17 protein-coding genes are annotated in these 13,860 nt (G+C 58.3%); 15 read left to right on the top strand and 2 right to left on the bottom strand.

All coding sequences use genetic code 11. The features are described from left to right. Entirely contained in the window at positions 1–366 is a 366-nt protein-coding gene (locus tag C5P05_RS28130; protein WP_114973166.1) for a Rieske (2Fe-2S) protein, read from the top strand. Position 367: 1 nt separating this feature from the next. Further along, positions 368–1,438, top strand: coding sequence for a S49 family peptidase (locus tag C5P05_RS28125; protein ID WP_114973165.1), 1,071 nt, complete (start codon positions 368–370; stop codon positions 1,436–1,438). A 19-nt stretch (positions 1,439–1,457) separates the two neighbouring features. Here the strand turns inward: C5P05_RS28125 and C5P05_RS28120 are convergent, their stop codons facing one another. Together C5P05_RS28120 and C5P05_RS28115 are read right to left on the bottom strand one after the other, a co-directional pair. Beyond that, positions 1,458–2,249: an SAM-dependent methyltransferase gene (locus C5P05_RS28120; protein ID WP_420130785.1), complete on the bottom strand. Its 792-nt coding sequence runs from the start codon at positions 2,247–2,249 to the stop codon at positions 1,458–1,460. Continuing rightward, the gene (locus C5P05_RS28115) at positions 2,246–2,839 is read right to left on the bottom strand and encodes a Maf family nucleotide pyrophosphatase (RefSeq protein WP_114973164.1); all 594 of its coding nucleotides are present in this window, start codon (positions 2,837–2,839) and stop codon (positions 2,246–2,248) included. Before C5P05_RS28115 ends, C5P05_RS28120 begins: the two co-directional genes overlap by 4 nt. A gap of 160 nt (positions 2,840–2,999) precedes the next feature. Between C5P05_RS28115 and C5P05_RS28110 the strand changes: the two genes are divergently transcribed. From C5P05_RS28110 to C5P05_RS28050, 13 genes are all read left to right on the top strand, one after another. Then, positions 3,000–3,413, top strand: coding sequence for a YceD family protein (locus C5P05_RS28110; protein ID WP_332871372.1), 414 nt, complete (start codon positions 3,000–3,002; stop codon positions 3,411–3,413). Positions 3,414–3,526: 113 nt separating this feature from the next. Further along, the gene (gene rpmF / locus C5P05_RS28105) at positions 3,527–3,709 is read left to right on the top strand and encodes a 50S ribosomal protein L32 (protein ID WP_114973162.1); all 183 of its coding nucleotides are present in this window, start codon (positions 3,527–3,529) and stop codon (positions 3,707–3,709) included. A gap of 107 nt (positions 3,710–3,816) precedes the next feature. Then, on the top strand, positions 3,817–4,866 hold the full coding sequence (plsX, locus tag C5P05_RS28100) for a phosphate acyltransferase PlsX (protein ID WP_114973161.1): 1,050 nt from the start codon (positions 3,817–3,819) through the stop codon (positions 4,864–4,866). Positions 4,867–4,869: 3 nt separating this feature from the next. After that, on the top strand, positions 4,870–5,847 hold the full coding sequence (locus C5P05_RS28095; protein WP_114973160.1) for a beta-ketoacyl-ACP synthase III: 978 nt from the start codon (positions 4,870–4,872) through the stop codon (positions 5,845–5,847). Positions 5,848–5,909: 62 nt separating this feature from the next. Next, positions 5,910–6,875: an ACP S-malonyltransferase gene (gene fabD, locus C5P05_RS28090; RefSeq protein WP_114973159.1), complete on the top strand. Its 966-nt coding sequence runs from the start codon at positions 5,910–5,912 to the stop codon at positions 6,873–6,875. Further along, positions 6,868–7,614 (top strand): 3-oxoacyl-ACP reductase FabG, encoded by a 747-nt coding sequence (fabG, locus tag C5P05_RS28085; RefSeq protein ID WP_114973158.1) that lies wholly within the window; start codon positions 6,868–6,870, stop codon positions 7,612–7,614. Before fabD ends, fabG begins: the two co-directional genes overlap by 8 nt. A gap of 117 nt (positions 7,615–7,731) precedes the next feature. After that, the gene (gene acpP / locus C5P05_RS28080; RefSeq protein ID WP_114973157.1) at positions 7,732–7,971 is read left to right on the top strand and encodes an acyl carrier protein; all 240 of its coding nucleotides are present in this window, start codon (positions 7,732–7,734) and stop codon (positions 7,969–7,971) included. Positions 7,972–8,120: 149 nt separating this feature from the next. Then, positions 8,121–9,368 carry a beta-ketoacyl-ACP synthase II gene (gene fabF / locus C5P05_RS28075; protein ID WP_114973156.1) on the top strand — a complete coding sequence of 416 codons (1,248 nt, stop codon included), beginning with the start codon at positions 8,121–8,123 and terminating at the stop codon, positions 9,366–9,368. A gap of 42 nt (positions 9,369–9,410) precedes the next feature. Next, entirely contained in the window at positions 9,411–9,884 is a 474-nt protein-coding gene (locus tag C5P05_RS28070) for a hypothetical protein (protein WP_114973155.1), read from the top strand. Beyond that, complete coding sequence (rpoE, locus tag C5P05_RS28065) at positions 9,881–10,528, top strand: RNA polymerase sigma factor RpoE (protein ID WP_420130784.1); 648 nt, start codon at positions 9,881–9,883, stop codon at positions 10,526–10,528. Before C5P05_RS28070 ends, rpoE begins: the two co-directional genes overlap by 4 nt. Before the next feature lie 11 nt (positions 10,529–10,539). Beyond that, the gene (locus tag C5P05_RS28060; RefSeq protein WP_114973154.1) at positions 10,540–11,178 is read left to right on the top strand and encodes a sigma-E factor negative regulatory protein; all 639 of its coding nucleotides are present in this window, start codon (positions 10,540–10,542) and stop codon (positions 11,176–11,178) included. A gap of 104 nt (positions 11,179–11,282) precedes the next feature. Further along, positions 11,283–12,272, top strand: coding sequence for a MucB/RseB C-terminal domain-containing protein (locus tag C5P05_RS28055; protein ID WP_232834686.1), 990 nt, complete (start codon positions 11,283–11,285; stop codon positions 12,270–12,272). Between the two features lie 40 nt (positions 12,273–12,312). Then, a complete protein-coding gene (locus C5P05_RS28050) occupies positions 12,313–13,779 on the top strand; it encodes a DegQ family serine endoprotease (RefSeq protein WP_114973217.1) in 1,467 nt (488 codons plus the stop codon). Positions 13,780–13,860: the final 81 nt, after the last annotated feature.

The raw sequence follows: 13,860 nt of genomic DNA, 5'->3' as shown, positions 1-13,860 counted from the left end.
ATGACGCAGTTCGTTCCCCTGTGCAATTCAGCTGATCTTTCCGATAGCGGCGAAGCCGTTCCGTTTGATGTGACCTATTGCGCTCAGACCTGTCGCGCTTTCGCCATTCGATACCAGGGTCAGGTGTACGCGTACCTGAACCGTTGTGCCCATGTGCCCATGGAGCTGGATTACCAACCCAACCGCTTTTTTGACAGCACAGGCCACTGGCTGATGTGTGCCACGCATGGTGCCATCTACCAACCGCAAACCGGCGCTTGCCGCGGTGGCCCGTGTCGCGGTGGCTTGATAAAGATTGACACATCCGAGTTTGATGGCGTCGTGCACTGGCATACTGCCCATAACCTGAAATCCCTAGAGTTTTGAAATGACCGACCCCCTTATCCCCGAGAAATCCCCTGAACAGTCGGGGGCGCCCCGTGAGCCTGATTTGATATCAAATCAGGCTTCAGCCAACGTCAATAGTGAGACAGGTGCTACAAAAAACGAAGCAAGCAAGAGCCCGATCGACGGCCCGGGCTGGGAGCGTGCCACACTGGAAAAGCTGGTGTTTGCGTCGCTCAACGAGCAGCGGCTGGCACGTCGCTGGCGCAGTTTCGTGCGCCTGGCCTGGCTGGCTTTCTTTATTCTCCTGGCTTGGGTTGTGATCAGTCGCAATGGTCCATCCCAGGATGCCTCGACGCCGCATACGGCGGTGGTGGAAATCAAGGGTGAAATTGCCTCCGGGGCGGACGCCAGTGCAGAGCTGGTTGTGACGGCCTTGCGTGGCGCGTTTGAAGACGCGGGTGCCCAGGCCGTGGTCCTTTTGATCAATTCGCCAGGCGGCAGCCCGGTGCAGGCCGGCATCATCAATGATGAGATCAAACGCCTGAAACTCAAGCACAAGAAGCCCGTGTATGCGGTCGTGGAAGAGTCCTGTGCATCGGCTGCTTATTACATTGCCGTGGCGGCCGACAAGATATTTGTCGATAAAGCCAGCATCGTTGGCAGCATCGGCGTGCTGATGGATGGATTCGGCTTTACCGGCCTGATGGAAAAACTGGGCGTGGAGCGCCGGCTGATGACGGCGGGCGAAAACAAGGGTTTTCTGGATCCGTTCAGCCCGCAGACCGACAACCAGCGGGTTTTTGCCCAAACCATGCTGAACCAGATTCATAAACAGTTCATCGACGTGGTCAAGGCCGGCCGTGGCAGCCGCCTGAAAGAAACACCCGAAACCTTCAGTGGCTTGTTCTGGAGTGGCCAGCAGGCGATTGAACTCGGATTGGCAGACCAGTTGGGCAATCTTGATTTCGTGGCACGCGAAATCGTCAAGGCCGAGGAAATCATTGATTACACCCGCCGTGAAAACGTGGCGGAACGCCTCGTCAAGCGTTTCGGCGCATCGATCGGGGCAGGTGCCGTGCACGCGCTACAATCGATTCCCGCACTTCGCTGATTCGCATCCACGGTGAGAATCAGCGGCCCAGCGCAAATACCGTCGGGGTCGAGTTGTTGAGTGGCGAGGTCTTCTTTCGCCAGTTCTTGATGGTGTCGCTTTGGCAGACGCCGCGGGGCAGGGTCAACCCGCTGCACACGGCCAATCGTGTGTTGTGCTGCAGTGTTTGCAGCAGCGTCTGCATCATGGCGACATTGCGATAGGGCGTTTCAATGAACATTTGTGTTTGCCCCGTTTTCAAGGCCAGCGATTCCAGTTCCCGAATGCGCTGGGCACGCTCTGTGGCTTCTTGTGGCAAGTAACCCACAAATGCAAAATTCTGGCCATTGAGCCCGCTGGCCGCCAAGGCCAGCAACAGTGACACCGGTCCGGTCAAGGGGATGACCTCAATGCCCAGATCGTGCGCCGCACGCACCACTGACGAACCCGGGTCCGCCACGGCGGGCATGCCGGCCTCGCTGACCAGCCCCACGTCGTGTCCGTCCAGTGCGGGAGTCAGCAGAGGGCGAGCGTCAAAATTGCCGGTGTGATCCCCTTTCTTATGGACCTCGCGCGGCAGTTCCTGAATATGCAGGGCCTGAAGCGGGCTGCTTAGCGGGCTGATCTCGTTGACCCGTTTCAAATAGGCGCGCGCCGATTTGGCGTTTTCGCAGACCCAATACTGCAGCTGCGACGCCACGGTCAGGGTGCCCCAGGGCATCGTGTTTTGCAGGTTCACTGTTTCGTCGCAGCCGAAATCCAAGGGCGCTGGAACCAGGTAGAGACGGCCGCGTGCGATCGGTGCGTTTTGCGATGTCGTTGTCATGGTCATAGCACCTGTATGCCTGCGGCCTGAATCATCCGGCTGGTGCGAATCAGTGGCAGACCCACCAGCGCCGTCGGGTCATCGTTGTCGATGGACGCCAACAAGGCGATACCCAGGCCCTCGCTTTTGGCGCTGCCCGCGCAGTCGTAAGGTGTTTCGGCGCGCAAGTAGGCTTCGATCTCGGCATCAGAGAGCTCACGAAATTTCACTTTGACCTGGGCCAGGTCCATTTGGGCAAAGCCAGTTTCCTGGCAAACCACTGCCACGGCGGTCTGGAAAATCACGGTTTTCCCGCGCATTTGCTGCAACTGCGCTGTGGCTCGTGCATGGTCGCCCGGTTTGCCGAGGGCCTGGCCGTCCAGATCGGCCACTTGGTCCGAGCCGATCACGACGCAGGCCGGAAATTGGGCCGCCACGACACGGGCCTTGGCCATCGCCAGTCGGCAGGCCAGTTGTTTCGGTGCTTCAGTGCCCTGGGGTGTTTCATCGACGTCGGGCGCGACGACATCAAATGGGATGCGCAGGCGCGCTAACAGGTCACGGCGGTAGGGCGAGGTGGAACCCAGGATGAGTTTTCGGGGTGTAGTTTCAGACATGCCGTGATTCTCTTACACTGCATGCATGAAACAAGAGTCTCCCCCTACCCATCTGGATGTCAAGGCGTTTGCACAGGCTGCGAGCAAGATTGCTGGACATGATTTGCTATCGAAATATGAGCGACTAATGCAGGAAACACAAGGGATAGGCGCTGATAATATGCTTGATTGGTCGGCGCAAGGTGAGGTTCGGGCTGACGAAGCGGGCGCCGAGCAGGTCTGGCTGCATTTGACCGTGGACGTGAGTTTGCCATTGACTTGCCAGCGTTGCCTGGGTCCTGTGGATCTTGAGGTCACGGTGAACCAGTCTTTCCGTTTCGTCGCCAGCGAAGAAGCGGCTGAAGCACAAGACGAAGACGCGGAAGAAGACGTGCTGGCCCTGAGCCAGGATTTCAAGCTGTCTGACCTGATCGAAGATGAAGTACTGATGGCCTTGCCCGTGGTTCCCCGCCATGAGACGTGTCCGGTGGAGGTTAAATTGGCGGCAGTCGATCCGGGTTTTGACGCCGCCTCGGCCGAAAAGCGCAATCCTTTCGCCGTGTTGGCCAAGCTGCAGGGCGGTAAATCAAGCTGAGTGGGTCCAGGTGCGCTATACTCATGGGCTTCGCGTGAATTGTTTCAATTCACACGTTTCACAAACCCCAAGATGTTGCGGCCTTCGCAACAAACAGACGCAAGGAGCAGATCATGGCTGTCCAACAGAACAAAAAATCACCTTCAAAGCGCGGTATGCACCGCTCGCACAACGCACTGGTCGTGCCAGGCATCGCAGTTGAGTCCACCACGGGCGAAACCCATTTGCGTCACCACATCAGCCCCAACGGCTTTTACCGTGGCCGCCAAGTGCTCAAGACCAAGTCTGAAGCCTGATCGTTTCAAATAAACCAAGGCCCGAGGCTACTTTGTTTGTAGCGTCGGGCCTTTGTCTTGATGCTTACGATATTCGCTTGCCATTTGCCACGCTGCACTAGTCTCCCATGATCACTATCGCTGTCGATTGCATGGGGGGCGATCATGGCCCCCGTGTCACGCTTCCTGCCTGTCGTAATTTTCTGGGCCGTCACCCCGACGCCCAGTTATTGATGGTCGGACTGCCGGACAGCTTGCGTGCATTCTCCCATCCGCGCGCGACCCTGGTCTCGGCCAGCGAGGTTGTTGGTATGGATGACCCGCTTGAGGTGGCGCTGCGCCGGAAGAAAGACTCTTCCATGCGCGTGGCCATTCAGCAAGTCAAGGATGGTGCTGCGCAAGCCGCCGTGTCGGCGGGCAATACTGCCGCGCTGATGGCTATTTCACGCTACTTGCTCAAAACCCTGGATGGCATCGACCGCCCCGCCATCGCCGGGCAAATTCCCAATGCCAAGGGTCAAGCCACCACGGTGCTGGACATGGGCGCCAATGTCGATTGCTCGGCCGAGCATCTGCTGCAGTTCGCGATGATGGGCTCTGCCCTTGTATCCGTTCTGAGCGGCAATGACAATCCCACAGTCGGCTTGCTAAATATTGGCGAAGAGGCCATTAAAGGCAATGAAGTTATCAAAAAAGCCGGTGAATTGCTGCGAACGGCCGCCAAAGCGGGCGATTTGAATTTCTATGGCAATGTCGAAGGAAACGATATCTTCAAGGGAACCGCCGATATTGTCGTCTGTGACGGTTTTGTCGGCAATGTGGCCTTGAAAGCCAGCGAAGGCTTGGCGACCATGATTGTCGATTTTTTGAAGATCGAGTTTTCACGCAATATTTTTACAAAATTGGCGGCTATTGCGGCCTATCCCATCATATCGGCGCTTAAAAAGCGGATGGATCACCGCCGCTACAACGGTGGAGCCTTGCTGGGCTTACGCGGCCTGGTCTTCAAGAGTCACGGCTCAGCCGATGAGTTGGCTTTTGGGTACGCTTTGACGCGGGCGTATGATGCAGCCCGAAACAACTTGCTTGACCGTGTTCAAGTTCGGATTGCTCACGTTGCGCCTCTGTTGGTCGCCGTGGAGTTCTCCGTACAGCCCGATACGGTCGCCCTCGCCTGATCAATGAAACTATATTCACGTATCACCGGTACCGGTAGCTATCTCCCTCCCCGTCGATTGACCAACGCCGATCTGGCGGCAGAGCTCGCCGCCAAGGGTGTTGAAACTTCGGATGAATGGATTGTTGAGCGCACCGGTATTCGGGCGCGTCATTTTGCGGCCCCCGATGTTTGCAGCAGTGATCTGGGCCTTGAGGCTGCGCGCCTGGCCTTGCAGGCCGCTGGCGTCCAGGCCACCGACATTGACTTGATCATCGTCGCAACCTCCACGCCCGATATGGTGTTCCCCTCGACGGCCTGCATTTTGCAGAACAAGCTGGGCGCCCATGGTGGTGCAGCGTTCGACGTGCAGGCCGTGTGCAGTGGCTTTGTCTATGCGCTGTCCATTGCCGACGCGATGATCAAGACTGGCGCAGCCACAAAGGCCTTGGTGATTGGTGCCGAGGTCTTTTCACGTATTCTCGATTTCACGGATCGCACCACCTGTGTTCTGTTCGGCGATGGCGCCGGTGCCGTGGTGCTGGAAGCCTCCGACACCCCCGGCATCCTCGCCAGTGACTTGCATGCGGACGGCAAGCACGCCGGCATTTTGTGCGTGCCGGGCCACGTGTCGGGCGGGCAGGTGCTGGGCGACCCGCTGCTGAAAATGGATGGCCAGGCTGTATTCAAGCTGGCAGTGGGCTTGCTGGATACCGCCGCCCGCAACACACTGGCCAAGGCCGGCAAAGTGGCTGCGGATGTTGACTGGCTGGTTCCGCACCAAGCCAATATACGCATCATGCAGAGCACTGCCAGGAAGCTCAAACTGTCGATGGACAAAGTCATCGTGACGGTGGATCAGCACGGCAACACCTCCGCTGCTTCCATTCCATTGGCGCTTGACACCGCCGTGCGTGCAGGCCGCGTTAAGCCCGGCGAGATGCTCCTGCTGGAAGCGGTGGGCGGCGGTTTCACATGGGGTGCTTTGCTATTACAACTATAGCTTGGTGCGCAGGTGAGACAAGGGCTTTAGCCCTATTGAATAAAAATTTTGATAAGAACAGCATGAAACCATTTGCTTTTGTTTTTCCTGGCCAAGGCTCTCAGTCTGTGGGCATGCTTGATGCTTGGGGCGATCATCCGGTGGTAGTGGAGGCGCTCAAAGAGGCCTCAGACGCCTTGGGTGAAGATGTTGCCAAGCTGATCAAGGACGGCCCCAAGGAAGCACTGGCCCTGACGACGAACACGCAGCCCGTGATGCTGGTAGCCGCTGTGGCTGCCTACCGTGTCTGGATGGCTGAAACCGGCCTTGCACCGGCTGCCGTGGCAGGTCATTCCTTGGGTGAGTATTCAGCCTTGGTGGCTGCCGGTGTGCTGACGCTGGCCCAGGCCACGCCGTTGGTACGCTTCAGAGCCCAGGCCATGCAGGACGCCGTGCCGGTGGGCGTGGGCGCCATGGCCGCTATTTTGGGCATGGATGCTGCAAAAGTAATAGCTGGTTGCGAAGAGGTGACAAGAGGATTCGGCGCAACTTCGCCTGAAGTGGTGGAAGCCGTCAACTTCAATGATCCCTCGCAAACCGTCATTGCAGGCAGCAAGGCGGCAGTGGAAAAGGCGTGCGAGGTGTTGAAGGCCAACGGTGCCAAGCGCGCCCTGCCATTACCGGTGTCGGCCCCTTTTCATTCGAGCTTAATGAAACCGGCGGCTGACCGTCTCAGGGAAAAACTGGCCTCGGTTGAGTTCTTGCCACCCCAAATTGCGTTGATTAACAATGTTGACGTTGCAGTGGAGGCAAATGTCGATCGAATTCGCGATGCGCTGTACCGCCAAGCCTTTGGGCCTGTACGCTGGGTGGAGTGCGTGCAGGCCATCAAGGCGCGTGGTTTGACCACCGTTGTGGAATGCGGCCCCGGCAAAGTGTTGGCCGGCATGGTGAAACGCATCGACCCGGAACTGAATGGCATGGCGCTGCTGGACCCAGCCAGCCTAGCTGCTGTGAAAAGTGTACTTTGGGATGTTAATCATGAGTGAGGTCAAATTTGAAGGCCAGGTCGCCCTGGTGACCGGTGCGTCGCGCGGCATTGGTGCTGCCATTGCCCTGGCCCTGGCGCAACGCGGGCTCAAGGTCATCGGCACGGCGACAACCGACGACGGAGCCGCAAAGATCGGGCAGACCCTGTCGGGTTACCCTGGCTGTGTTGGTAAAACATTGAATGTCAACGATGTGCAGGCCGCTGAAGCCTTGATTGGCGACATCGTCAAGGAGCATGGCGGACTGCAGGTACTGGTGAACAATGCCGGCATCACGCGTGACAACCTGGCCATGCGCATGAAGGATGAAGAGTGGGATGCCGTGCTCGACACCAATCTCAAGGCTGTGTTTCGCATGAGTCGCGCCGTCATGCGTACCATGATGAAGCAGCGCTATGGCCGCATCATCAGCATCACGTCCGTGGTGGGTGCTTCGGGTAATCCCGGGCAGGCCAACTATGCCGCTGCCAAGGCCGGTGTGGCCGGCATGACCCGTGCGCTGGCGCGTGAGCTTGGCTCGCGCAACATTACAGTCAATTGCGTGGCGCCGGGCTTTATTGAGACCGACATGACCGCCAGCTTGCAGGAAGAACAGCACAAAGCATTGCTGAGTCAAATCCCGCTGGGTCATCTGGGCAAGCCATCGGACATCGCGCATGCGGTGGCCTATCTGGCTTCGCCGCAGGCCGCTTACGTGACGGGGCAGGAGTTGCACGTCAACGGCGGCATGCTCATGTAAGCGGCGACCCGATACAAATAGAAAAAAGCCGATTTATCCGTTCGGTGGCCGGATTGGGGAATCGCCCCGAAGCCCGGCTAAAATCACGGATTAATTTACTACCGTCTGAGTGAACCCATGAGCGATATTGAAGCACGCGTGAAAAAAATTATTGCCGAACAACTCGGTGTGGAAGAGTCCCAAGTTACCAGCGAAAAAGCCTTTGTGGCTGATCTTGGTGCAGATTCCCTTGATACGGTGGAGCTGGTGATGGCGCTGGAAGATGAATTCGGAATTGAGATTCCGGACGAAGATGCCGAAAAAATCACAACGGTACAAAACGCAATCGATTACGCGAATACGCACAAAAAAGCGTAAGTTTCCGTGTGTCCGGCGCTGTGGCGTCCGTGCACTGAACGTGGCTGACTGTGACGGACTGCGCGGGCATATGCTGCCCCAGTCCCTAGGCCTGGTTTCATGCCGCTCCAGGCGGCTTTCTTTAGCTCAACTACTGACTGCAAATTTCTATGTCCCGTCGTCGCGTTGTTGTAACAGGTTTGGGTTGTATCAGTCCCGTGGGCAACACGGTAGCTGATGCTTGGGCCAACCTGCTGGCCGGAAAATCGGGTATCGATCTGATTACCAAGTTCGATGCATCAAGCTTTTCCTGCAAGATCGCAGGTGAGATCAAAGACTTTGATCTGGGGGCCTATATCGGCCCCAAAGAGGCGCGCACCATGGATGCCTTTATTCATTTCGGCATCGCCGCGGCCAGTCAGGCCGTTGCCGATGCTGGTCTGCCCACGCTTGATGCGCTGGATGATGAGTTGTCCACTCGAATCGGTTGCTTGATTGGTTCCGGCATTGGTGGCTTGCCGATGATTGAAGACATGCACACTGAGTTCGTTAATCGGGGTGCGCGTCGCATTTCCCCATTTTTTGTGCCGTCCACCATTGTCAATATGATTGCCGGTCATGTGGCGATCCGTTTTGGTTTTAAAGGGCCGAATATGGCGATCGTGTCGGCCTGCACCACCGGCTTGCACTGCATAGGTGAAGCCGGCCGCATGATCGAGTACGGTGACGCGGATGTGATGGTGGCAGGTGGGTCCGAAGCCACAGTGTCGCCTTTGGGTATTGGCGGTTTTGCCGCCATGCGGGCATTGAGCACGCGTAATGATGACCCTCAAACGGCCTCGCGCCCCTGGGACAAGGACCGCGATGGCTTTGTCTTGGGTGAAGGTGCTGGGGTGATGGTGCTCGAAGAGTACGAACACGCCAAAGCCCGTGGCGCCAAGATTTACGCCGAGCTGGCAGGATTTGGCATGAGTGCCGATGCGGGCCACATGACCGCCCCGAATATGGACGGTCCCCGCCGCGCCATGCTCGGTGCCATGCGCAATGCGGGCGTGAACGCTGATCAGATTGATTATCTGAACGCTCACGGCACCTCGACACCGCTGGGGGATTTGAATGAAACCAATGCCATCAAGGCGGCCTTGGGGGATCATGCGAAGAAAACGGTGGTCAACTCCACCAAATCCATGACTGGGCACTTGCTGGGTGGCGCCGGTGGTATTGAGTCCATCTTTACCGTGCTGGCACTGCACCACCAGAAGAGTCCGCCGACCATCAATATTTTCAACCAGGATCCCGAGTGTGATCTGGACTTCTGCGCCAATATCGCGCGTGACATGAAGATTGATGTGGCCCTGAAAAACAATTTCGGGTTTGGTGGCACCAATGGCTCGCTTGTGTTCAAGCGTGCACCGTGACGTTTTCCGACCACTGAACAGAGATTACATACTGACTTCCGCATGCACAGCGCCCCAGCGGTCAGTTATCCGGTGGGGCGTTCGCGTTTTCAGGGCTGGCTGGTGGGCGTGACGGGCGTTGGCGGCGTGGTTTCCGGCGCACTCTGGCGCTACCAGTCCAACCCTGCGGAGTGGCAGCAATGGCTATTTGCCATGACCCTGCTGGGCGCTTGCCTCGTCGCTGCCGTGACCTGGAACCGCTCTCCCCGGGGGACTTTGCGCTGGGACGGGCAGGTTTGGCGCTGGGCAAGCCTTGGCGCGTCAGTCGAAGGCTTGGTGACCGTCCATCTTGATTTCCATTCTTCTCTGGTGTTGAGCCTGAACACTGACACTGGCACCAGCCTATGGCTTTGGCCTGAACGGCGGGCTGACGCGGCACGCTGGAACGATTTGCGCCGAGCCGTCTTTTCTCGCCGTGGCGTGGTGAAGGCCCCGGGTGCAGCGACGGAGGCTGCCTTGGCACAGGTGAAATCTTGAACGACGACTCTACACCGCCACCATTGCAACCCCTGCCTGGCAAGACTGACAGTGACGTCATGCTGGTGGAGCGGGCCGTGGCCGGAGACCAGCGCGCCTACGAGCTGCTCGTTATCAAGTACCAGCGCCGCATTCAGCGGCTGATTGGTCGCATGGTGCGCGACGTCGATCTGGTGGAGGACATTGCCCAGGAGACTTTCATTCGGGCCTACCGGGCGCTGCACCAGTTTCGTGGCGATGCCCAGTTCTATACCTGGCTGTATCGCATCGCGGTCAATACCGCCAAAAAATTCTTGCTGGAACTCAAGCGCGATCCAACTGTGTCAGAGAGCTCTTTTAAATTGGATGAAGACGGCGATGAAACTTATCACGCCAGAAGTGAACCAACAGCCGATGAGACACCGGAGTCGGTGCTGGCGGCGAAGGAAATTGCTGCTGCGGTCAATGCTGCTTTGGAGGCCTTGCCTGAGGATTTGCGTCAGGCGCTGACCTTGCGGGAAATTGAAGGTTTGAGCTATGAAGATATCTCGGAAGTGATGAATTGCCCGATTGGCACCGTTCGGTCCCGGATTTTCCGCGCACGAGAGGCCATATCCGTCAAGGTACGTCCGATGCTGGAGAGGCAAACCGGTAAACGCTGGTGAGACTGGAAACAATGATGCAAGAAGCTGTGAACAATCGTGAATTGGTATCGGCGCTGGTCGACGGTGAGTTGCGCGGGGACGTATTTGCCCGTACGGTCGAGTGGACCGGGGATGCTGAAGATGGCCGGTTAACCTGGCATGCCTACCATGTGGTCGGGGACGTATTGCGTTCTGGCGAGGCAACGATCAGCGATCGCGACGCAGCTTTCATGCAAAGACTGAAGCTTGGGTTGCAGCAGGAGACGTCACGGGTGTCTCGCGTCAATGCTCTTGATTTAATAGCTGATGATGCAGTATCGACGGAGGCTTCGGCCCTGAGTCGTCCAAACAATGAGGTGGCCAATGACGCCGTTTTCCGCTGGAAACTGCTGGCCGGTTTGGCCTCGCTGGCTGCGGTGTCGGTGATCGGCTGGCAGGCGGTGGGTGCCTGGGGCGATCAGCGTGAGGTACTCCAGCTCGCGCAAGTGCAGACTGGACAAGTCGACGCGGCCTTGCCGCAGACCGCGGCCGCTGATGCGCCGCAAGTCATGATTCGCGATCCTCAGCTGGATGCCTTGCTGGCGGCGCACCGGCAGTTTGGCGGGACCTCGGCGCTTCAGATGCCGGCGGGTTTTCTTCGTAACGCTACGTTTGAGGGGGCAGCCCGTTGAGACGGATGGATACATTGCTGAACACGCGCATAGGCAGAACGGTCGGCGCAATGCCTGCGGCCGGGCGCCGAACAGGCATTCGATGCGCCGCAGGGGTCTTGGCCATGACGCTAGGCTTGTTGGCGGCCGCGGAAGCCCAGCCCCCTTCTGCAGCGTCATCCGCGATAGAGAGCAAACCGGCCGAGCGCAACGTGAGCGATTGGCTGATGCGCATGCATGAGGCCTCGCGCCGACGTGCATATGTAGGTACTTTTGTGGTCTCCGTGGGAGGCGCCATGTCGAGCGCCCGTATTTGGCACGTTTGTGATGGCGAGCAGCAGATGGAGCGCGTTGAGTCCCTGACCGGCGCCCCCCGGTCTACCTTCCGGCGCAACGAACAAGTCGTGACTTTCTTGCCTGAGAGCCGAGTGGCGGTAGCGGAAAAACGTGAATCACTGGGGCTTTTCCCGAATTTGCTGCATGCCAATGATTCTTCCATCGCGCAGTTTTACGGCGTCCGGGCGACCGGCCACGAACGCGTCGCCGGGTTTGACGCAGATGTGCTGCAATTCCAGCCGGCAGACAGCCTGCGCTTCGGTTACCGGGTCTGGAGCGAGAAAAAAACCGGTTTGGTGGTCAAGTTGCAGACGCTGGACGGCGGTGGGCGTGTGCTGGAGCAGGCCGCATTCTCCGAGCTGCAGCTGGACGTGCCGGTCAGCATGAGCAAACTGACCCAGATGATGGGCAACACCGAGGGCTATCAGGTCGAGAAGCCTGAGATGGTCAAAACCACGGCCGCCGCCGAGGGCTGGGTCCTGAAGCAAGTGGTACCTGGCTTCAAACCCATGAGTTGCTACAAGCGCCTGGTGGGTGCGACGGGCGCTGGCGCCAACCATGAGAGCACCTTGCAATGGGTGTTTTCCGACGGGCTGGCATCGGTATCGCTTTTTGTCGAGGTCTATGACGCCCGGCGTCATAGTCAGCCCGGCAACCAGGCCGTCGGCGCCACCCACATGCTCACGCGTCGAATCGGGGACTGGTGGCTGACCGTCGTCGGCGAAGTGCCACCGCAAACCCTGGTCGCTTTCGCACAGGGACTTGAGCGGAAGAAGTGAAGCCCCATATGTCAATATGTTTTTCAAAGAAGGGTCGGTGATGATTCAAATCGATTGGAAGAAGTTAAATGCCTGTGTCCTGGCAGGCGCCATGGCCGCGACGGCGTCGCTCGCGCTGGTGCCGACCACGTCTGCGGTGGCTCAAGTGCGCACATTGCCGGACTTCACGGACTTGGTGGAGCAGGTAGGTCCTTCTGTGGTGAATATCCGTACGCTGGAAAAGGCAACGCCACGCTCCGGCTCTGGCAGCCCTGGCGAAGAGGAAATGCTGGAGTTCTTCCGCCGCTTTGGCGTGCCCATCCCGAACACGCCCCGTCCGACGCCGCGGCAAAACCGTCCTCAGCCGCAAGAGGAAGAGCAGCCGCGCGGTGTCGGATCGGGCTTCATTCTCTCGGCGGACGGGCTCATCATGACCAATGCGCACGTTGTCGACGGCGCCGATGAAGTGATTGTGACCCTCACTGATGATCGTGAGTACAAGGCCAAAATTATTGGCGCCGACAAGCGCAGCGATATTGCACTTGTCAAGATTGAAGCCAAAGGCCTGCCGGCAGTGAAGGTCGGCGACGTGAGCCGGCTCAAAGTGGGTGAATGGGTCATGGCCATTGGTTCGCCGTTTGGTCTGGACAATACAGTGACCGCCGGCATTGTGAGTGCCAAGCAACGCGACACCGGCGACTACCTGCCTTTCATCCAGACCGATGTGGCCATCAACCCCGGTAACTCGGGCGGCCCGCTGATCAATATGCGCGGTGAAGTCGTGGGCATCAACAGCCAGATCTATTCCCGCTCGGGTGGCTCCATGGGTATCTCGTTTGCCATTCCGATGGATGAAGCGGTACGTGTCAGTGAGCAATTGCGAGTGTCGGGCCGTGTATCGCGTGGTCGCATCGGCGTACAGATAGACCAGGTCACCAAAGATGTGGCGGAGTCCATTGGACTTGGCAAACCTCAGGGTGCACTGGTGCGCAGTGTCGAGGCTGGTTCGCCTGCAGAGAAAGCGGGCGTCGAAGCGGGCGACATCATCACGAAGTTTGAGGGCAAGACGGTTGAGAAGTCCAGTGACCTGCCGCGCATGGTGGGCGCAACCAAACCTGGCACCCGTAGCGCGCTGACCGTGTTTCGTCGCGGCGCCACGAAAGAACTGGCAGTCACCATCGCCGAGATCGAGGCTGACAAACCCGCCAAGAAAGCTGCAGACAAGGAAGAAAAGCCCAAGGCGTCAAGTGCTGGGCAGGCGCTGGGACTGGCGGTCAGCGAGCTGACTGACGCTCAAAAGAAAGAGCTCAAGATCAAGGGCGGCGTGAAAGTCGAGACCGCCGCCGAGGCGGCTGCCCGTGCGGGTTTGCGTGAGGGGGATGTGGTTGTAGCGATAGCCAACGTCGAGGTCGCCAACGTCCGGGAGTTTGAAGCCGCGCTGGGCAAACTCGACAAAACCAAGCCGATCAATGTTCTGTTTCGACGGGGCGAATGGGCTCAATATGCCGTGATTCGACCGGCACGTTGAGTGTCAGCAAGTGCCACAAGACCCTGAGCAGGACTCGGGTTTTGGGTTTTTTTCAATGAATTCGCCTGCAAAAGACAGCTG

The sequence above is a fragment of the Rhodoferax ferrireducens genome (genome assembly GCF_003347515.1).
GTDB lineage: Bacteria > Pseudomonadota > Gammaproteobacteria > Burkholderiales > Burkholderiaceae_C > Rhodoferax.
The sequence above is the reverse complement of the archived record's forward strand: the minus strand, read 5'-3'. Positions and strand labels throughout refer to the sequence as shown.

What these genes read in the sequence shown, in the direction of transcription:
- C5P05_RS28055 (WP_232834686.1), top strand. Translation starts at nt 11,283, where the DNA reads ATGACGCTAGGCTTGTTGGCGGCCGCGGAAGCCCAGCCCCCTTCTGCA.
- fabF (WP_114973156.1), top strand. Translation starts at nt 8,121, where the DNA reads ATGTCCCGTCGTCGCGTTGTTGTAACAGGTTTGGGTTGTATCAGTCCC.
- C5P05_RS28115 (WP_114973164.1), bottom strand. Translation starts at nt 2,839, where the DNA reads ATGTCTGAAACTACACCCCGAAAACTCATCCTGGGTTCCACCTCGCCC.
- C5P05_RS28110 (WP_332871372.1), top strand. Translation starts at nt 3,000, where the DNA reads ATGCTTGATTGGTCGGCGCAAGGTGAGGTTCGGGCTGACGAAGCGGGC.
- C5P05_RS28070 (WP_114973155.1), top strand. Translation starts at nt 9,411, where the DNA reads ATGCACAGCGCCCCAGCGGTCAGTTATCCGGTGGGGCGTTCGCGTTTT.
- plsX (WP_114973161.1), top strand. Translation starts at nt 3,817, where the DNA reads ATGATCACTATCGCTGTCGATTGCATGGGGGGCGATCATGGCCCCCGT.
- C5P05_RS28120 (WP_420130785.1), bottom strand. Translation starts at nt 2,249, where the DNA reads ATGACCATGACAACGACATCGCAAAACGCACCGATCGCACGCGGCCGT.
- fabG (WP_114973158.1), top strand. Translation starts at nt 6,868, where the DNA reads ATGAGTGAGGTCAAATTTGAAGGCCAGGTCGCCCTGGTGACCGGTGCG.
- rpmF (WP_114973162.1), top strand. Translation starts at nt 3,527, where the DNA reads ATGGCTGTCCAACAGAACAAAAAATCACCTTCAAAGCGCGGTATGCAC.
- acpP (WP_114973157.1), top strand. Translation starts at nt 7,732, where the DNA reads ATGAGCGATATTGAAGCACGCGTGAAAAAAATTATTGCCGAACAACTC.
- C5P05_RS28095 (WP_114973160.1), top strand. Translation starts at nt 4,870, where the DNA reads ATGAAACTATATTCACGTATCACCGGTACCGGTAGCTATCTCCCTCCC.
- C5P05_RS28060 (WP_114973154.1), top strand. Translation starts at nt 10,540, where the DNA reads ATGATGCAAGAAGCTGTGAACAATCGTGAATTGGTATCGGCGCTGGTC.
- C5P05_RS28130 (WP_114973166.1), top strand. Translation starts at nt 1, where the DNA reads ATGACGCAGTTCGTTCCCCTGTGCAATTCAGCTGATCTTTCCGATAGC.
- C5P05_RS28125 (WP_114973165.1), top strand. Translation starts at nt 368, where the DNA reads ATGACCGACCCCCTTATCCCCGAGAAATCCCCTGAACAGTCGGGGGCG.
- fabD (WP_114973159.1), top strand. Translation starts at nt 5,910, where the DNA reads ATGAAACCATTTGCTTTTGTTTTTCCTGGCCAAGGCTCTCAGTCTGTG.
- C5P05_RS28050 (WP_114973217.1), top strand. Translation starts at nt 12,313, where the DNA reads ATGATTCAAATCGATTGGAAGAAGTTAAATGCCTGTGTCCTGGCAGGC.